The organism is Sphingobacterium multivorum, from assembly GCF_900457465.1.
Lineage (GTDB): Bacteria > Bacteroidota > Bacteroidia > Sphingobacteriales > Sphingobacteriaceae > Sphingobacterium > Sphingobacterium multivorum.
Window position 1 is genome coordinate 563,974 of the sequence record NZ_UAUU01000008.1, and the last position, 17,461, is coordinate 581,434.

A 17,461-nucleotide genomic window follows, 5' to 3' on the forward strand; every position below is an offset into this window, starting at 1 on the left:
AATTGGTTTGTTAACTTGTTGGTCGTATTGGCTTAGAATCGCTGTCAAAGGAATACTGCGACAGTTTTAAAAATAAGGAGAAAATACGAAATGAAAAAAATTATCGTCATTGCTGTGTACTGTGTTGTGTTGTTTATGTCGTGTAACAATAGCGGTGGAGATAGGGGAAATGAAGAGGTTGCTGAAGTTGGTCATAGCGGAATAGCCTCGGTCGTAAAATCGTACTTTCTCTATCATGAAATAAGAAATGTAGACTATGCTATCTATATCAATGATGTATTGGCAGGACAATCTCACGAAAACAATGGTATTCCGGGGCCCTATAAGCTGAATCCGTATATAACTTCATCGGGCAAGCAAATTGTTAAAATGATCATATCTGCCAACAGTCGAGAAAAAGAGATTACCCCAGAAATATTGGGAGAAATCAGTAAGAATGCGGGTATATATTTGCTTCTAAATAAAGATTTTGAGCATATTAGGGAACTCAAAAAACTGCAATTTCCACACATTGACAAGTCTGTTCCTTCCTATGAATATATATGGGAATTTGAAGCGGAGTAGGATAATTTTCCCCTAGGCTTGCATTAATAGCTGATCGACCAGCCGGAAGTTTTCATCGTCAAAACATACTATTTTGACTTGCGAAAGTCTTGTATCTGCCATCAGAAATTGCGTAATGACGCGGATGGATGTTTGAGCCGCTAGTTCTTTCGGGAATCTGTAGATCCCTGTACTGATATTGGGAAAGGCTATCGAATGGCAACCATTTTCAACAGCTAATCTGAGTGCATTATAATAACAGCTTTCTAATTTTTCAATTTCGTGATTTTTCCCTCCATTCCACACAGGACCAACTGTATGAATTACATATTTCGCGGCTAGCTTGCCTGCAGTTGTGATGACGGCTTCACCTACCTTGCAGCCTCCTTGTTTAGCCACAATGTTACGGCATCCTTCCAGAATTTCCGGGCCACCGGCGCGATGAATAGCCCCATCTACACCTCCACCTCCAAGTAGCGACGTGTTGGCAGCATTTACAATAACATCGACGGCAATTTGTGTTATATCGCCCTTTACTACGGTTATTTTATTGGTATTATGTGACATAAGATTAATCTTAATTCAAAGATATGAAAAATAAAATAGCCGGTTTAATCACCGTATTAGGGATATAGCCATTGAAGTTAATGCCTCAGGTAAAAAAATGCAATAAAATATTGTGTAGTTAAATAGCTACTCTTATATTTGTAGTCAAATAACTACATAATAAAGAGCGGTCAGTAAAAGAGCTGCTTTATCTTGGGTGGCAAGGATAATACCGGGTGTTGAAGATAGGAGAGGTGGCTAGGAATGTAAAGTAATTAACAGGATAATAAATAAATCAACGCATTATGAAAAGAAATCGGATAATTTATTGGATAGCAACCATATGGTTGGCTGTAGGGTTATTGTCAACTGCTATCATACAGATTTTTAAAATTCAAACAGAAGGTGCAGGTGGGATACAAAATATAGACCATTTGGGATATCCGAGTTATATACTTGCTTTACTAGGAATCTGGAAACTATTAGCTGTGGTTGCCTTGCTTTGGCCCAAAAGACCACTTTGGAAAGAATGGGCATATGCGGGTATTTTCTTTACGGCTACTGGTGCCTTGTATTCGCATATTGCATCGGGAGATTCTTTCGCTTTAATGGCTCCGGCACTATTATACATTATTCTAATTGCTACTTCTTGGTATTTCAGACCAGCCGATAGGAAATTCGATTAGAAATTGTGTTGAAATCTGTGATGAATTTAATGAGTTACCCGAAAATATGTACTGGGGTGAAAAAATCCATCAGGGACAGTATTTAACTTGCTTTAACCTTTACTCTTCAGGTGAAATATAGTGATCTCCGGTAGTATCCCAACTCGGCTTGGGATAATCTAGATAACCGAAGCCAACATTTACGTACAGTGCCTGATGCTTTTCACCGGTACAGGCCTGCCCATTCGCGGTAAGCATATTTGACCGGACTCCACTGATAATTCGGGTTGTTATAGCCGAATTGTCCCCCATGCGTATGCCCCGCTGAAAGTGACGTCGATTGTGGGATATTTGGGTAGGATCTCTGCGCGCCATGGGAGGGATCGTGTGAAAGCATCAAATTGATAGGCGAGGATTTATCTACTTTAGACATGGCCAGATCGATATTCCCATAATTTTGTGGATTATTTGCGCCCCAATTTTCGACGCCTATAATCGTAATCTTTTCGTTATTCAGTACGAGTTCTTTCGATTCATTGAGAAGTAGTTGCCAACCCAGTTGTTGATGAATGGATTTGAGATTTGAAAGGTTTTGTTGTTTGGTCAAATGCTTCTGATCAAAGAAATGATGTCTGTTAAAATGATAATCTCCATAATCATGGTTCCCGAGGATAGAGAACGTACCTAATGGAGCCTTCACTTTATCAAATATGGATAAATAATCTTCCATTTCAGCAGCAAAATCATTGATTAGGTCCCCTGTAAAAAAGATGATGTCAGGGTTCTGTGCTAACAAAAGGTCAATCCCTCTTTTTACAGCAGTTGAATTAAATAGACTACCTGCATGTATATCGGAAATTTGGGCTATAGTAATTCCTTCAAATGATTTCGGTAAATTAGGTAAAATTAAATCGAGGTGGTTGACCTGGTACTTATACAAATTGAAGGCAAATCCACGTGTAAGTGCAACGATGGGGACACTGGCTAACAGGAGACCACTTTTGACTATAAAATCTGATCTTTTTATGGAGGGTAAATTTCCAATTTGTTTCGGCAACGATTTAGTTTCTTTTATTCGTTTGTTTATTATGTTGAAAATATGCACAACCGCATCAATACCAATAAAAAAAAGACAGATTATCTTACCCAATAGCAACGAAACTGGAAAAAATACCAAACAGGCAGATTCAAAACTAGTCCATCTAAAAAATAAATTAAGAAATATGGATAGATAGGAAAGTATACTGATAGACCACCAGACTATGTTTAGTAGCTTTCGATTCGATTTCCAAGTTGATAATGACCGTATTCTTAAAAATATTAGAAGATCTAAAAAAATGAATAGCATTAAAATTTTTAGATAGGCATAGAATTGTTGGATCATATTCGAAGTCTAAAATTTGAATCTGGCATATTTGGAATGAATAATTGGATTACCAAATCTAAAATAGCTGTTTTTCTCCATAATCATAATTTCGGTTTTAAATTATTTTCAAAGCTGATGATTATTAGCTTTGGAGCTATAACCTTCTTTCGCTTTGTGTCATATTATTGACGAATGTGGTGCCACAGATCTAGGGTAGAAGTCTTAAATTTGTCCCTATTTGCAGTGGATTGTATGCTATTAAAGAGATTTTAAATTATGGGAAAACGAAAAGAAAATTCAACCAATAGGATTAATGAACAGTATATTATTGAATGTGATTTAGCGTATGCTGTATGTAAGATCGGTGGCCGATGGAAGCTGTTGATACTTGCTAAATTACAGCATGGCAAGCTGCGGTTTGGTGAGATTAAACAATTGATTACAGGGATTACAGATCGCATGCTCACTTTGCAGCTCAAAGAGCTGGAAAAGCAAGGACTGGTTAAAAGGATTGCTTACGCGGAAGTGCCCCCTCGAGTGGAGTATCAATTGACTGAAATTGCGGCAGAACTTATCCCTATTTGTGTCAGTTGGAAAAATGGGGCGCCAAGCATAAAATGATAACATAAAGACGGCTTTGTTTTCAGCACTGATTTTTTATCGATACCTAATTCAAAAAAGTTTAGTATAGCCACAATGGAATTTACACTAGGATGGTCTCTGAAAGATTTTTATTTCAGAGAACCGGCCTTGCTTTAGGTCCCACTTATATTCGAATGCAATGGAATAACCTAAAGATCTAATTTTCCACACCTGGTCTTTTTCATGTCCAACGATATAGTGTAAAAACCCTGACATCGCATTTTTTCCAATTTCTTCAACATCTTGATTAAAGGGGATAATGCCGTTTGAAAATGAAAATAGCTGCTGTGCAACTTCATCGGGTTGCAAAATATGGTTTTTTAAGGTTTTTGTCAATTGTATATTTTCATCGGAAGATAAGTGCAATTCTTGCCAGTTCGTATCCAAATTGCTTGCTTTTTCCAGATCCTTGAGTATTTCATTTTGAACTTTTATGAAGCGGGGCTGATTTTTTAGGTAAAATGTACCTAATCGCTTATCAATAGTATCTTGCCATTCTTGAGGGCTGAGTTGTTGTATCCAAGTTGATGAATAGCTGTTCCAGCGTATTTCATCCATTTCCTGGTAGAGTTTCTCTAATTCATTGGCTGGTTTCTGGGGCACGAACGGAATCCCAAGTCGTAAATATTCCACTTTATTGGATAGCGTATATTCCGAATTTTGGATAACCATCGTTTGGAGATTAAGGTTGAACTTAAGCATATAAAGCTTATTTACTAGCCAAATTTGCCAAACCTCCTCCTTTAATTGTTTAACGAAGACTTGATTTCCAAAGGCATAAGCTATTGTAGATTCGTTTGTTCCTATGTTCGATTGTTGGTAAATCATAGGTTGTATAATTCCGCTGATAAGTCGCGCTATTTCGATAGGTCGATAACACTGTAGCAAGGTTACTGTCGTGAATTGTGGGGTTTCCAACATTTTTGACAGTTCCTCAGGAGGCTTGCTATCAAAAATAAATGCATTAAGTGCTGTTGGTGGAGCCTGTATTTTTTCAAAATATTTTTTGCGCAATCGTGTTAAGCCAGTATGTTCTTTATGAGCATACGCAACGATCGGGTTAAATAATGCATTTTGCTGTTCGGTCGTTAAGGTCGAATCCGTTATTTTACTTCCTATTTCAGTAATAAACTTCAAAAATTCCTTTTGCGTCTTTTCCTTTTGATTCCTCAGTTGGCGATCAAAACTCTGGCCTGTACAAGTGAGTGCCATTAATACGAAAAGTACAGTTGACAGCGCTATTTTTGAATATATCATGTGCTGATAGATTTTATCTCAATGTTAGTATGCAAAGATCGTCCTTTTACTTAACATGCATATCATCTAAAATGTTTATGCTAAAGTTAGCTTAGATAACGAAGGAATATTAATTTATTACAAACGATCTTTGGTTAGAAGCTGTTTGGTTTTTAGAGACATTTGGATTGGGCAATTCCAATCCATTCGTACCGGGTCAGGGAAATTTAAACCATTATGGACAATAAAAATAAGGAACAAATGACGACAGCATATTTGCAAATTGTGTTAAAAATGAATTCTTCCAATAGGGGGGAATTGACAAGTACATATAATAAGTTCAAAGATTTATTTCGAGAACAAATAAAAGGAGCGAAAACACAAGAGCTACTCTTCAGCGATGAGGATATACAGCTCTTATATGGCTTTGATACTTATGAAGATGCTGAGGCCTTTTTGTCAACAGAATTATACAATAATATCATCCTCGTTGCACTAAAACCACTAATAAGCAATAATCCTGAGATTAAAATATACCATGTGGCATAAAGATAGCGTAGGCAATGCCTTCATATGTAGATGACCTTATATTAATATATAATGAAAATAGAGTTTCCAGAATTGTTACTGCGCGAAGTCGCTCAAAATCTCAAAGATGCTAAAGATCGTATTGCCGTTGCTGAAAGCGTGACAGCGGGATTGTTGCAGTTAGCCTGTACACAGATGGAGGGAGCAATGGAAGTTTTCGCTGGGGGAGTGACCACCTATACGATTAATGCTAAGATAAAAATACTAAAGGTAGATGCAAAGGAAGCCGAAAGATGCGACTGCGTATCTCCGAAAATTACCGAAGAAATGGCACTTGCAGTAAGCAACCTGTTTGGTACAACATGGGCTATTGCCACAACCGGATATGCAACATCCGTGCCCGAATCAGCTGGTAAATTGTTCGCCTATATTTCAATTGCTGAAAAGGACAAGATTATATCTACCGAAAAAATTGAACTTCAATCGAGCGTCAAAATGGAAGAAGCGCAGGCCAATTATACCATAAAGGCATTCGAAACTTTAAATAGGCTATTACGACTAAATAGGGTAAGTAAAAAGTCAAGCCAATCCGTTTGAGAATTGATTATCCGAAAGGTTGTTGAATTGGATGGGATGTACATAAAATAGTAAAAAGGAAGGGCTGTCCACGTTAATCACTGCCCTGAAAAGTTAGACTCCTCGGACAGCCCTTTAACTTTAAGCTTCTCTTTTCAAATCAAAAGAGAGGTATTTTTCATAATCAATTAAAGATCTCACCGGTGTTGTTACTCCATTTAGAAGCTCGATATACATTTTTGCTACGTTTTTCCATACAGTTTGTTCTCCGTAGCTGCGTGCTTTGAAACGATGCCAAGCGAGTAGTCGATGGGAGGTATACAATAATTTGATGTTGCCACGCATGGATTCTATGTCGTTAAATGGGGTAAGAATGCCACGATCATCTTTCAATAAATCTTTGGCATGCCAGTAAGGAGTGGAAATAACTGCAGCTCCCGCGCCTACTGCAAAAGATAAGGTTCCACTGCTTATTTGTTGTTCGTGAGGGTATGGGGATAAGTATATATCGCATGCTGTCAGATACTCTTTAAGTTCTTCATCCGTTAAGAATTTATCAATAAAAACAACTTTATCCTGTAAACCTAGTTGATCAACTAAATTTTGAAGTTCGAATCGGTAAGATTCACCTTCATGGGCAAGCACATTGGGGTGTGTTTTTCCAACAATCAAGTATTTGAATTCAGGAAGATCGATACCCGATAGGGATTTTATGGCATATTCAAGCCCTTTACTTCTTCCGATTAAACCAAAAGTCATCATCACAAAGTTTTGCTGTAAATTCAACCTGTACTTGGCTAACCCCTGATTATAGTCAAACTGTGGCACGCCATGCGGTATAACTTTAATTTTATCCGTAAGAGCCGAATCAAATTGCTCCTTTAACAATTCTACTCCTTTTGGCGATAAGCTGACAACCACCTGAGATTTTTCCAGAAGTAATTCCATAATTTCTTTCTGCTGCAATGAAGGGGTTTGCAGAATAGTATGAAATACGGTTAATAATGGTATAGTAAGATTGTTGGCGATTTGTGTGATGAAAATACCGTCGGCACCACCAAATATTCCAAATTCATGTTGCACAATACAATAATCATATTCCTCATTGATGATACGAGCTGCTTGATGATAACTATCAAGTCGATCCCGAAAGATGACAAAGCGTACAGATTCATTAAAATCCTCTAATCCATGTTTAGATAAAGCGATGATGTCAATTTGTACAGTAGGATCGAATTCCATACCTTGTTTAAGGTCTTTCGTAAAAGTTGCTAACCCACATTCTTGAGGCGGACAAGTACTGATGATTGCTATTTTTTTCATATGATTTAACCCTCCTTTACTGTATTTTGTACTTCTTCAACTGGAAGATCCAAAATGGCCATTAGCAATAAATAGTAGCCTTTTTCCAAACCTATTTTTTTTGCTTTCTTTTCAATATTTTCCATATCCGTACGCTATTTGAGTGTAAATTCTTTTGATGTAATTGAAACAAAATTTATACCTAAAGGATGTTTATGAAGCTTTAACCGTAGTTTTTGAATAGAAATAGCGTAGGGTAGCTAAGGAACTTCCGAAAAATACAGGTTAAATACGTATTTATAGCATTGGAGAAATGAATTTATCGTCGTATCACTTAAATAGTCATTTAATCCCATACAAATTTCATAAATAAGTGCTGTTTTGCTAAAGATGTTCAATTTTCCTCGCTTAAATTTTTCTTAGCAGTTTCAAACAATAAAGAGGTTCCTTTGGTTGTTTATTTAAGTTAAAAATGAGTTCATGAAAATAGCTACCTATAATATTAATGGTATCAATGCGCGTCTACCAGTCTTGCTTCGCTGGTTGGCCGAAGAATCGCCTGATGTTGTATGCCTCCAGGAGTTGAAATCTCCGCAGGAACGTTTTCCACTGAAAGAAATTAATGCCATCGGATATCATGCCGTTTGGCACGGTCAAAAAAGCTGGAATGGGGTTGCGGTTCTTTCCAAATATGAGATCGAAGAAATCTCAAGAGCGCTTCCAGGTGATGCCGAAGATGTTCAAAGCCGTTATTTGGAGGTTATGATCCAGCAAGTCGCGATTTGCTGTCTTTATCTTCCCAATGGGAACCCATTTCCCGGGCCCAAATTTGAGTATAAATTGACGTGGATTGAGCGCTTAGCTAAGCGGGCCAAAACGTTGCTTAGTATGGATATTCCAGCGATACTCATCGGCGATTTTAACATTATTCCAACCGAAATGGATACCTATAAACCTGAAAAATATGTCAACGATGCATTGTTCAGAAAGGAGGTTAAAGAGGCTTTCAGTCAACTTCTTGAAGCGGGCTGGCAGGATGCGATTCGTCAGCTTTTTCCGGATCAGCAGGTGTATACGTTCTGGGATTACTTTCGTCAGGCTTATAGTCGAAATGCCGGTTTGCGTATAGATCATATCCTATTAAGCCCTTCAATTCAGAATCGTTTGATTGAAGGCGGTATTGATCGCCATGTTCGCGGCTGGGAAAAGAGCAGCGATCATGCCCCTACATGGATTCGGTTACGGAATAGCAGCAACAATGGCTAAAAAGATAAATACCAGTGCTGGATTGTTATTGTATAAATTTGAGGCGCTAGAAATTTATTTTTTCTTAGTACATCCTGGTGGCCCCTATTTTACGAAAAAAGATGAAGGCTCTTGGACAATCCCTAAGGGAGAAATCGATTTGTATGAAGATGAACTTGAAGCAGCCAAAAGGGAATTTATTGAAGAGACAGGCTATCTTCCCAGCGGAAATTTTATTGCGCTACAAGCTATTCAACAGAAAGGAGGAAAAATAGTTAAGTGCTGGGCGATTGAAGGAGATATAGATCCTGCTGATCTGGTAAGCAATACCTTTGAAATGGAATGGCCGCCGAAATCCGGAAAAATGCAAACTTATCCAGAAGTAGATCGCGGAGGTTGGTTTACATTTGCGGAAGCTAGGAAGAAAATAAACGAACGGCAGATTTCTTTTTTGGAGCAAGTGATTGCTCATGAGAAATGTTAATTTTTTCAACACCATTTTATTTTGCAAGTGCTACCTAGTAGACCTCATTGCTTTAACTTTCGCTGTATTATCATCCGCTACAAACTTCTGATAAATTGCTGTTTCCATTCCATATAGAGCGATCTTGCCTTCACTATTACTATGAATCCCATACCCATAGGTTTTTGTAAGCGGGGAAGCTCGCAGGCAAGCTTGTCCTCTTGAGAAAAAAACTGCTCTTGCTTCAGGATACTCATCTGGTGTTAGATCCCTTCTTTCCGCATAGACTTGGAAAATAATATCGTCAGATGTATACTGATAAGGTGCAGAGGCGATTAATTCATATTGTCGTTCAGCAACGGTTTTATTGCTTTTTGATGGTGGAATAGTGCCCTTAACTACTTTGGTATCTGCAGCAGCTTCAATCAATGTGTTAAAATAATTGGTTGAATGTGTTTTCATAATTTTCATCTTTCTTTAATCAATGGAGCCGTAAGGATAACAACAAAAATAATAGGATATCTTACGATTTGAAAGTGAATCGCAAAATATCCTATGATTTATTGATTATTATGCTCGTATGTTCTAGAGCGCAGCTTTAATAGCGGCTAAACAATCCGATTGGTATTTCATGATGTTATCTTTATCCGAAGCAGATATTTTTCCATCAGCAAGACTTTTTTCGATCTCGTTTTTAATATCCAACAGTGATTTCTCTTTATCCAACGCTTGATCTGCAGACTCTGCATTGATGCGATCCACCCAAGTTTTACCTAATTTTGTATAAAGCTCCTTGGCTTTATCATTGGAAAGGACAGGGGCTGTCACTGAAGCAATGGCTGCATTAGCCGCCGCTTTATCGGAATAAACAACAGCTTCTGCATCTTTCGTCGCAGCATCTTCGGAAGTTTTCATTGCCTCTTCATTGGCGTCAGCTGCTTTTTCCTCCGCATGCTCCATCTTCTCAGCCGCCTTTTCCTGCGGTGTTTGATTATTACACGAAACTAAAATCGCTGCGGTAGCTAGTGAAGCAAGTAATGTTTTGTTTGAAATCATAATATTTATTTATTTAGTGATAATGTTTAAATAACAAGATTTATTTGTAAATAGTTTTAATTTTTATTTTTTTATAGTTTAATATATCCCCTATATTAATGATATATTGCTAACTGCTTTTGCATGGTCTTTCGAATAAAATGAATGCGTGTTTTAATAGTACCTTCAGGCATCTGCATATATTCAGCGATTTCATGATATTTATAACCTTCTAGAAACATGTTGAAAATTTCATAATTATCTTCGGAAAGCTGACGCAATGCTTTTTGGATATCATCCTGGATAAATTTGCTGCTGCTTAAATTTGTTGAAACAGAATCCGCACTGGCTAAAGCTGCATACTCATGGTGATAGTTCTCAGTACGTTTTGTTTTTCTGTAATGGTTAATATAAATGTTGCGCATAATCACATACAACCATGAGCCCACCTTAGGATTATGTATAAGCTTTTCGATGGATTTTAATGCATTAACCATGGTGTCCTGTATAAGATCATTTTTAATCTCCGGATCTGAAGTAAATTGCGAAGCGAAATTTTTGAGTAGGCTTCTTTTTTCTTTAAAAAATGAGTTTATCTCGATGTGCTGCATGTTGTTATTTTCTAAATTTTACGGCTATTATAGAACAACAACAGTGCAGATTTTAGTCAAAATGCTGCGTGTTGGAACGCTGATACGATCTTTAGGTAAATATTACGGAAGATGTAATTTATACTTAATATTGGTTATAACTGCTCATTATCAGTATGTTATATTCACTGTATGAGTCGCGCCAACATAATCAGCTAAGGATTTAAAACCGTATTAAATTTTTGCGATTGGAATTTTCTCGGTAATGCCTCAAAGTACACGTTATTTATACGCTTATCTCAGGTATTTCATTAAAAAACGAAGCCATCACTTGTTATACTAATGTGCGTTCATGAAGGGAGAGCGTACTGTTAGATTCCTAATCTGTGTAAAAAGCTGGAGAATCTCTATGTTTGGGGCTACATAGGCATCAACAAACTGTTGACATCGCTTCGCTTCTTTTAGCTGAGTTTGATCCACAAGAACAATAACGATCAGGTTTGGATAGCGATTATTTAGAAGCGAAAAGAAAAGGGCGGTATCTTTAAATACCAAACGATAATCGAGCAGCAGCAATTCAGGCTTTTCATGAATGAGAGAATTGCTGCTAATAGATTCAAGAGATGCTGCTTCTAGTACAACCCTTGCGGGACTTTGTATATGTTCAGAAAAAAGGATGCGATAGGCAAACAACTGCTTTCTTAAACTCGTAATAATACCGATATTGATTTTTTCCATAATGAACGATATTGTTGTTGTTTACAAGCCTGCAGTATCTATATTTCATTGCTCCTTTATTGGGGTGTGGTTGAAATAATATTTGCGGAATGGCATTTTAAACTTGCGCCAAAACTCCTTTCCGCCTTCTCAATTTCTTTTTCACTCACAATTTTTCGAAGCGACTGACTTGAAAATCGGTTTTTGTTCTTGGTATAACAAATTTCAATTCCCTCTGAAATACAATAATCTCTGCCTGAAAAATCAACCATCTTATAGTCTTCCCCTATAAAGAATTTGTGGACAGGTAGTGACTGAAGCATATCTGTAATGTCGTGATCCGATTCAAAAGGGATGATTTCATCAACAAACTGACAGCCTTCCAATTTGATGAATCTTTCGACCATGGTCTGAGCCGTGTCATGGCCATCAGCTTCCTGTACATTTGAATCAGTTTTAAGTCCCACAATGAGATAATCACACTGACTCTTCGCTTCCTGTAGCGCAACGATATGGCCTACATGCAACATGTCAAATACGCCGAAAATAATACCTATAATCATATTTTTAATATTAGTTTATGCATTTATGCGCTTTAACGCGTAATTAGCCCCATCGTTTATACTGACTACGGCGCCCTTACTAGTGTTTTCCTTCGATGCAATTATTCTTCGCAAAGACGAACTCGAGAACCTGTTTTCCCGTCTATTGAAATAAAGTCGTATCCCTTTTTCTTCGCAATACTGTCTGCCTGTAAATGCCTTATCCATATATTCATCACCCAAAATGCGAACATGTATTTTGTATGAACGTAAAACATCTTCTAGGTCCTGCTCAGTAGCGTAAGGGATAATCATATCCACATGTTTACATGCCTTTAATTGCATATAGCGTTCAAATACCGATTGTGTCGGCTTGTTTTTTTCTGGACGATCCAGCGTTGGATCTGTCTGCAGACCGCAAATCAGAAAGTCGCACTGTTCTTTGGCATCTTCGAGCATCTTAATGTGACCTGCATGAAGCAGATCAAAAGCGAAAAACGTAATTCCTATTTTTTTCATATTATAATAATTTAAACTGCAATTATTGAAGAAGTACAGGTAGAACGCAGCTCAGCAAGATTCGTTTTAATTTTAAATTATTTTTTTGCCTTATTATTTTCAACACCCTTCCATCTCATTTCAACTTCCCTTTTTTGAAAAACGATTGAACTAAAATGGCTGGCTGGCGTTCTGAACTAAAATGAAATCAAGCGCTATGCAGACGAATAGAAATGTATCCATTAATAAGCCAAATACAACCTACAGAATTCAATTTCATAAAGCGTTTAACTTTGCTGATTTTAAAGCCATAATTCCTTACCTGCTTAATCTAGGTATAGATACGATTTATGCTGCACCTATTTTACAATCAACGCCGGGGAGTGTCCATGGCTATGACGGTGTTAATATGCATCAGATAAATCCAGAATTAGGTACACTCGACGAGCTCAGGGCTATTAAGAAACAATTAAGAGAATCCAATATCAAATGGATTCAGGATATCGTTCCAAATCACATGGCATTTCATCCAGCGAACGAATGGCTCATGGATCTGCTGGAATTTGGACAGTCATCAACATTTAGCCGTTTTTTTGATACCTGCTATAGTTCGAATTTATTTGAGCAGGGAAAATTAATGGTACCTATATTAGCAAAGACTTTGGATGAAGCAATATCAGACAATGAAATTACAGTTGTTTCTTCCGATGATAGTCTTCGACTTTCTTATCAAGGAAATGTTTATCCAATTTCACCAGAATCCTATGGCTTTATATTGGGCGATTATTTACGGGACACACAAGCCGATTTTAGCGGCCTTTTGGTTCAGATAAATACCACTCAAACCAATGGAGATAACGAAGAGTGGAAGCAGTTGCGAATACACATCTTTAAAGGTCTCTCAGGCGAGATACTTACGTCTACGCTGCAACGCTTTAATGCGGATCCCGATCGTATTCTTGAATTGGTAACTAGTCAGAATTATGAGCTTTGTCCTTGGTGGCATACACATCAACGAATAAATTATAGACGTTTTTTTACGGTCAACGAACTAATTTGTTTAAATGTGCAGGACGAAGAAGTATTCAAGCAGTCTCATGAGCTAATCAAAACACTCGTTGACGAGGGGCTGATTGATGGACTCCGCATTGATCATATCGATGGACTTTATAATCCCACAGCCTACCTCTACAATTTGAGAAAATATATCGGTCCGAAAACGTATATCGTCGCTGAAAAGATACTGGAGAAAGGAGAGAAGCTCCCGATCGAATGGCCTATACAGGGAACAACGGGCTATGATTTTTTATCAGTTTGTAATAATGTATGTTCCTGCCAGTCGGGAAAGAAAATATTGAATAACTATTATCGCAAAGTTACTGGCGAAAACTTATCAATTAAAAAAGATCAATATGCAAAAAAATGTAAGATTCTTACAGATCAGATGCAGGGAGAGCTCGACAATCTTGCCAAATCGTTAGCATCACTCCTGGGTGTTGTTGACCAAGAGAAGCGGGATGCGCTAAAGGACATTTTAAAGTCCTTTATTGCCCTTTTTCCGGTCTATCGGCTTTATGATGATTGCTTTCCATTGTCAATAACGAACTTCGAACTTGTGTCTTCACTTTTTGAAAAGTTGATGAAGAACCCCGAGCTCGACCAAGAGCTGGTCGATCAATTTCGAAATCAGTTTCAGCAAGCGCAGGTAGCTTATCAATCGCCGAACCAAACTGCTTTGGCCGATTTCTTTCTCCGCTGCATGCAATTGACTGGGCCAGTAATGGCAAAAGGGGTGGAAGATACCTTGATGTACACCTACAACCGGTTTATTGGACATAATGAAGTGGGTGACCATCCACAGAATTTAGGGCTTAGTATCAAGCAATTTCACCGATTTATGCAGGATCGGCAAAAAGATTGGCCACTGTCAATCAACGCCAGTTCAACGCACGACACCAAGCGGGGGGAGGATTCACGGAGCCGTCTTTTGGTCCTGACTGCTATGGCGCAAAAGTGGGTAAAACAACTGCGCATTTGGCAGGATGTGGTCTGGAATGAATATCGAAAGGACATTCCGCACCCAAATGATGAATATTTCATCTACCAGTCTTTGGTCTCCTCTTATCCAATGGAGAAACAGGATGCGAAGGCAAATACAGCATCATTTGAAGAACGTTTTTTGGACTACTTGGTTAAATACCTTCGCGAAGGTAAAGAACGCTCAAGCTGGGAGAATCCAAATTTAGTTTATGAAGCTTCAGTTCGGGACTTCGCTTCTTTTTTGCTGGACAAAGACCGTCCTTTTTTTACGAGCTTTTATCAATTTATTGAGGCAGTCGCTGATTATGGGATATTGAATTCACTTATTCAGCAAATTTTAAAGTTTACTTGTCCTGGTATACCCGATATCTATCAGGGATCAGAACTTTGGAACTATAGCTTTGTTGATCCCGACAACCGACGACCTATAGCTTATGAATTAAATAAAGGTCTCCTCGACACGATCGAAGAGACAGCCAAAGAAGAGCGAATTCCATTTTTATGGCGAAATAGACACGATGGAAGAATAAAGCTTTGGTTGATAAAGGAATTGGTGAAACTGAGAAAGGACGATCATACACTTGCACCGAATAGCAGCTATATTTCACTGAAGGTGAGTGGTCGATATCGGAAACATATATTGGCCTTCGCACGTAGGTCAGGGGATGAGTGGTTAGTGGTGATTTTACCGCTACATCTTGCCGCTATTGGTAAAATCTCAAAATTTGTGCCCTGTTCATTTGATTGGTCCGATACAAAAGTTCATCTCTTAACTCATCGTTCAGTGACTTGGCAGCATGTTTTGATGGATAGCAGTGGCGAAGGCACAGAAATTCCTATCAATGCTATTTTTAAGGATCTTCCCATGGCGATCTTAAAATATAAAGATTCCACTCAGAAAAGGAGTTCCGGTGTATTGTTGCATATAAGCTCATTACCGTCACCTTATGGGATCGGAGATCTCGGGAATGAAGCTCGCCGTTTTGTTAAACAGCTCCAACGTGGTGGCCAAAGCTGGTGGCAAATCCTTCCATTGGGGCCTACAGACTTAGCACAATGTTATTCGCCTTATAGCACGCTAAGTAGCAGGGCTGGAAATCCCTTACTCATCGATTTAAAGGAATTATTAAAATTTGGCTTGCTGAATAAGGATGAATTAAAGACCTTGAAAAAGAAGGGCTTGCAAACAATAGATTTCACGGAAATAAACAGCTCAAAATATCGGCTCCTTGAAAAGGCATTCCATCGTCTTCCAGCGCAGCCTACGCATGAATTTTCCGAGTTTGTAGACCGCGAATCTTCCTGGCTTGATGATTATGCACTCTTCAAAGTTTTGAAAAATAGACATGACGATCGTCCATGGTATCAATGGCCAGCGCTTTATAAGCTTCGCGATAGCGCAGCGCTGGAAGATTTCGCCACTCGATTTGCAGATGAATTGCAACAGGAAAAATGGTTTCAGTTCCTATTTTTTAGGCAATGGAGTGCGTTAAGAAACTATGCGCGTGATTATGGGATTAGGTTTATAGGGGATATCCCATTTTATGTTGCCTATGATTCTGCCGATGTGTGGGTCAATCCGCAGTACTTTTCATTAAAAGCAGACGGTACTATAAATCATGTTGCGGGGGTACCACCCGATTACTTCAACGCCGACGGCCAATTATGGGGTATGCCAACCTATAATTGGATCTCACTTCAAAAAGATGGTTATCAATGGTGGGTGGAACGTTTGTCACATAACTGTACGCTATTCGATACGTTACGGCTTGACCATTTCCGAGCATTTTCTTCCTATTGGGAAGTGCCCCATGAAGAAACTTCCGCAAAAAATGGAAGCTGGGTTGTAGGGCCCGGGTCGGATTTTTTTGATCATGTGAAAACTTCGTTGGATCATATGCCTTTTATCGCCGAAGATCTTGGTGACATAGACGCTAAGGTATATCAGCTACGTAATGAATATAATTTTCCGGGAATGGCCGTATTACAATTTGCTTTTGGCAACGATATGCCCCGTTCACCTCATATCCCGCATCAATATAACCGCAATACTGTCGCCTATACGGGCACCCACGACAATAATACTTCGCTGTCTTGGTTTAATCAAGATCTCGATGGAGCGGGCAAAGAAAGGATCAATAATTACTATGGGCAAATCGTTGAAAATACAAATCTAAATGATGTCCTCATACGTTCACTCTACGCATCCGTTGCAGACAGCGTCATTATCGCGATGCAAGATATCCTGAATCTTGATGGATCTTGCCGCATGAACCGTCCCGCCAGCACAGCTGGCAATTGGGTATGGCGTATGCAAAAAGGGGCATTTGCAGCAAACCACCAGGAGAAATTAGTTTACTACACGAAATTATACAACCGTTAAACATACAGATGGAAACAAAAATTTATACCGGAAGCCCTTATCCATTAGGAGCTACTTACGATGGAGAAGGGGTTAACTTTGCCCTTTTCTCCGAACATGCTGAAGCTGTTGAACTTTGCCTCTATACCAGTTCCGATGAGGAGGAAGTCACAAAATTTAAAATAACCGAGAAGACGCACCAAGTGTGGCATATCTATCTCTCGGGAATTAAGCCAGGACAACGCTACGGCTATCGGGTATATGGTCCGCACGATCCATCGCAGGGACACCGTTTTAACCCCCATAAATTGTTGATTGATCCGTATGCAAAAGCAATATCAGGTACTGTACAATGGGATGATGCGCTATTTGCATACACTATTGGAGACGATGATATGAGTTTAGATACAACAGACAGCGCTCCTTTTGTTCCCAAAGCTGTTGTTATTGATAACAAATTTGATTGGGGGAACGACAGTCCGCCGCGGGTACCGATGCATCAGAGTGTTATTTACGAAACCCACGTAAAAGGTTTTACAAGCGACACATCCTGACATTCCCGAAG

Annotated in this window: 19 protein-coding genes; 9 read left to right on the forward strand and 10 right to left on the reverse strand. The window is 38.6% G+C overall.

Annotated elements, in window-relative coordinates:
• The first annotated feature begins 90 nt into the window (after positions 1 to 90).
• Complete coding sequence (locus tag DTA23_RS10945) at positions 91 to 564, forward strand: hypothetical protein (RefSeq protein WP_112374716.1); 474 nt, start codon at positions 91 to 93, stop codon at positions 562 to 564.
• A 12-nt stretch (positions 565 to 576) separates the two neighbouring features.
• On the opposite strand, the gene DTA23_RS10950 is transcribed toward DTA23_RS10945, so the two are convergent.
• Positions 577 to 1,110, reverse strand: a complete 534-nt coding sequence (locus tag DTA23_RS10950) for an O-acetyl-ADP-ribose deacetylase (RefSeq protein ID WP_112374717.1) — start codon at positions 1,108 to 1,110, stop codon at positions 577 to 579.
• Between the two features lie 284 nt (positions 1,111 to 1,394).
• Between DTA23_RS10950 and DTA23_RS10955 the strand changes: the two genes are divergently transcribed.
• On the forward strand, positions 1,395 to 1,775 hold the full coding sequence (locus DTA23_RS10955; protein ID WP_239468868.1) for a DoxX family protein: 381 nt from the start codon (positions 1,395 to 1,397) through the stop codon (positions 1,773 to 1,775).
• Positions 1,776 to 1,977: 202 nt separating this feature from the next.
• Here DTA23_RS10955 and DTA23_RS10960 read toward each other — a convergent pair whose 3' ends face one another.
• Entirely contained in the window at positions 1,978 to 3,138 is a 1,161-nt protein-coding gene (locus DTA23_RS10960; protein ID WP_112374719.1) for a metallophosphoesterase, read from the reverse strand.
• Positions 3,139 to 3,396: 258 nt separating this feature from the next.
• Between DTA23_RS10960 and DTA23_RS10970 the strand changes: the two genes are divergently transcribed.
• Positions 3,397 to 3,741, forward strand: a complete 345-nt coding sequence (locus DTA23_RS10970) for a winged helix-turn-helix transcriptional regulator (protein WP_370445087.1) — start codon at positions 3,397 to 3,399, stop codon at positions 3,739 to 3,741.
• An 87-nt stretch (positions 3,742 to 3,828) separates the two neighbouring features.
• Here DTA23_RS10970 and DTA23_RS10975 read toward each other — a convergent pair whose 3' ends face one another.
• The gene (locus tag DTA23_RS10975; protein ID WP_112374721.1) at positions 3,829 to 5,019 is read right to left on the reverse strand and encodes a hypothetical protein; all 1,191 of its coding nucleotides are present in this window, start codon (positions 5,017 to 5,019) and stop codon (positions 3,829 to 3,831) included.
• A 216-nt stretch (positions 5,020 to 5,235) separates the two neighbouring features.
• Between DTA23_RS10975 and DTA23_RS10980 the strand changes: the two genes are divergently transcribed.
• Both DTA23_RS10980 and DTA23_RS10985 read left to right on the forward strand, forming a co-directional pair.
• Positions 5,236 to 5,547 carry a hypothetical protein gene (locus DTA23_RS10980; RefSeq protein WP_053003998.1) on the forward strand — a complete coding sequence of 104 codons (312 nt, stop codon included), beginning with the start codon at positions 5,236 to 5,238 and terminating at the stop codon, positions 5,545 to 5,547.
• A 51-nt stretch (positions 5,548 to 5,598) separates the two neighbouring features.
• Positions 5,599 to 6,123 (forward strand): CinA family protein, encoded by a 525-nt coding sequence (locus DTA23_RS10985; protein ID WP_112374722.1) that lies wholly within the window; start codon positions 5,599 to 5,601, stop codon positions 6,121 to 6,123.
• Positions 6,124 to 6,243: 120 nt separating this feature from the next.
• On the opposite strand, the gene DTA23_RS10990 is transcribed toward DTA23_RS10985, so the two are convergent.
• Positions 6,244 to 7,425 (reverse strand): glycosyltransferase, encoded by a 1,182-nt coding sequence (locus tag DTA23_RS10990; RefSeq protein ID WP_112374723.1) that lies wholly within the window; start codon positions 7,423 to 7,425, stop codon positions 6,244 to 6,246.
• A 459-nt stretch (positions 7,426 to 7,884) separates the two neighbouring features.
• Here DTA23_RS10990 and xth point away from each other — a divergent pair, with 459 nt between their 5' ends.
• Both xth and DTA23_RS11000 read left to right on the forward strand, forming a co-directional pair.
• Entirely contained in the window at positions 7,885 to 8,670 is a 786-nt protein-coding gene (xth, locus tag DTA23_RS10995; RefSeq protein WP_112374724.1) for an exodeoxyribonuclease III, read from the forward strand.
• Positions 8,663 to 9,133 carry an NUDIX hydrolase gene (locus DTA23_RS11000; protein ID WP_112374725.1) on the forward strand — a complete coding sequence of 157 codons (471 nt, stop codon included), beginning with the start codon at positions 8,663 to 8,665 and terminating at the stop codon, positions 9,131 to 9,133. Before xth ends, DTA23_RS11000 begins: the two co-directional genes overlap by 8 nt.
• 30 nt (positions 9,134 to 9,163) lie before the next feature.
• On the opposite strand, the gene DTA23_RS11005 is transcribed toward DTA23_RS11000, so the two are convergent.
• The 6 genes from DTA23_RS11005 to DTA23_RS11030 all read right to left on the reverse strand — a co-directional run bounded on the left by DTA23_RS11005 (position 9,164) and on the right by DTA23_RS11030 (position 12,515).
• Positions 9,164 to 9,574: a DUF6157 family protein gene (locus DTA23_RS11005; RefSeq protein ID WP_112374835.1), complete on the reverse strand. Its 411-nt coding sequence runs from the start codon at positions 9,572 to 9,574 to the stop codon at positions 9,164 to 9,166.
• A 123-nt stretch (positions 9,575 to 9,697) separates the two neighbouring features.
• Entirely contained in the window at positions 9,698 to 10,168 is a 471-nt protein-coding gene (locus tag DTA23_RS11010) for a hypothetical protein (protein WP_046676283.1), read from the reverse strand.
• Between the two features lie 95 nt (positions 10,169 to 10,263).
• Positions 10,264 to 10,758, reverse strand: a complete 495-nt coding sequence (locus tag DTA23_RS11015; RefSeq protein WP_046676284.1) for an RNA polymerase sigma factor — start codon at positions 10,756 to 10,758, stop codon at positions 10,264 to 10,266.
• A 318-nt stretch (positions 10,759 to 11,076) separates the two neighbouring features.
• A complete protein-coding gene (locus tag DTA23_RS11020) occupies positions 11,077 to 11,475 on the reverse strand; it encodes a hypothetical protein (protein ID WP_112374726.1) in 399 nt (132 codons plus the stop codon).
• A gap of 56 nt (positions 11,476 to 11,531) precedes the next feature.
• Positions 11,532 to 12,017 carry an adenylyltransferase/cytidyltransferase family protein gene (locus tag DTA23_RS11025; RefSeq protein WP_070560786.1) on the reverse strand — a complete coding sequence of 162 codons (486 nt, stop codon included), beginning with the start codon at positions 12,015 to 12,017 and terminating at the stop codon, positions 11,532 to 11,534.
• Positions 12,018 to 12,032: 15 nt separating this feature from the next.
• Positions 12,033 to 12,515, reverse strand: coding sequence for an adenylyltransferase/cytidyltransferase family protein (locus tag DTA23_RS11030; protein ID WP_112374727.1), 483 nt, complete (start codon positions 12,513 to 12,515; stop codon positions 12,033 to 12,035).
• Positions 12,516 to 12,711: 196 nt separating this feature from the next.
• Here DTA23_RS11030 and treY point away from each other — a divergent pair, with 196 nt between their 5' ends.
• Together treY and DTA23_RS29010 are read left to right on the forward strand one after the other, a co-directional pair.
• Complete coding sequence (gene treY, locus DTA23_RS11035; protein ID WP_172462385.1) at positions 12,712 to 16,917, forward strand: malto-oligosyltrehalose synthase; 4,206 nt, start codon at positions 12,712 to 12,714, stop codon at positions 16,915 to 16,917.
• Between the two features lie 8 nt (positions 16,918 to 16,925).
• Positions 16,926 to 17,450 carry a GlgX family protein gene (locus DTA23_RS29010; protein ID WP_256603425.1) on the forward strand — a complete coding sequence of 175 codons (525 nt, stop codon included), beginning with the start codon at positions 16,926 to 16,928 and terminating at the stop codon, positions 17,448 to 17,450.
• The last annotated feature ends 11 nt before the right edge of the window (positions 17,451 to 17,461 follow it).

Excerpts from the sequence above, each read along its gene's own strand:
- DTA23_RS10945 (WP_112374716.1), top strand. The coding sequence starts at position 91 with ATGAAAAAAATTATCGTCATTGCTGTGTACTGTGTTGTGTTGTTTATG.
- DTA23_RS10950 (WP_112374717.1), bottom strand. The coding sequence starts at position 1,110 with ATGTCACATAATACCAATAAAATAACCGTAGTAAAGGGCGATATAACA.
- DTA23_RS10955 (WP_239468868.1), top strand. The coding sequence starts at position 1,395 with ATGAAAAGAAATCGGATAATTTATTGGATAGCAACCATATGGTTGGCT.
- DTA23_RS10960 (WP_112374719.1), bottom strand. The coding sequence starts at position 3,138 with ATGATCCAACAATTCTATGCCTATCTAAAAATTTTAATGCTATTCATT.
- DTA23_RS10970 (WP_370445087.1), top strand. The coding sequence starts at position 3,397 with ATGGGAAAACGAAAAGAAAATTCAACCAATAGGATTAATGAACAGTAT.
- DTA23_RS10975 (WP_112374721.1), bottom strand. The coding sequence starts at position 5,019 with ATGATATATTCAAAAATAGCGCTGTCAACTGTACTTTTCGTATTAATG.
- DTA23_RS10980 (WP_053003998.1), top strand. The coding sequence starts at position 5,236 with ATGGACAATAAAAATAAGGAACAAATGACGACAGCATATTTGCAAATT.
- DTA23_RS10985 (WP_112374722.1), top strand. The coding sequence starts at position 5,599 with ATGAAAATAGAGTTTCCAGAATTGTTACTGCGCGAAGTCGCTCAAAAT.
- DTA23_RS10990 (WP_112374723.1), bottom strand. The coding sequence starts at position 7,425 with ATGAAAAAAATAGCAATCATCAGTACTTGTCCGCCTCAAGAATGTGGG.
- xth (WP_112374724.1), top strand. The coding sequence starts at position 7,885 with ATGAAAATAGCTACCTATAATATTAATGGTATCAATGCGCGTCTACCA.
- DTA23_RS11000 (WP_112374725.1), top strand. The coding sequence starts at position 8,663 with ATGGCTAAAAAGATAAATACCAGTGCTGGATTGTTATTGTATAAATTT.
- DTA23_RS11005 (WP_112374835.1), bottom strand. The coding sequence starts at position 9,574 with ATGAAAACACATTCAACCAATTATTTTAACACATTGATTGAAGCTGCT.
- DTA23_RS11010 (WP_046676283.1), bottom strand. The coding sequence starts at position 10,168 with ATGATTTCAAACAAAACATTACTTGCTTCACTAGCTACCGCAGCGATT.
- DTA23_RS11015 (WP_046676284.1), bottom strand. The coding sequence starts at position 10,758 with ATGCAGCACATCGAGATAAACTCATTTTTTAAAGAAAAAAGAAGCCTA.
- DTA23_RS11020 (WP_112374726.1), bottom strand. The coding sequence starts at position 11,475 with ATGGAAAAAATCAATATCGGTATTATTACGAGTTTAAGAAAGCAGTTG.
- DTA23_RS11025 (WP_070560786.1), bottom strand. The coding sequence starts at position 12,017 with ATGATTATAGGTATTATTTTCGGCGTATTTGACATGTTGCATGTAGGC.
- DTA23_RS11030 (WP_112374727.1), bottom strand. The coding sequence starts at position 12,515 with ATGAAAAAAATAGGAATTACGTTTTTCGCTTTTGATCTGCTTCATGCA.
- treY (WP_172462385.1), top strand. The coding sequence starts at position 12,712 with ATGCAGACGAATAGAAATGTATCCATTAATAAGCCAAATACAACCTAC.
- DTA23_RS29010 (WP_256603425.1), top strand. The coding sequence starts at position 16,926 with ATGGAAACAAAAATTTATACCGGAAGCCCTTATCCATTAGGAGCTACT.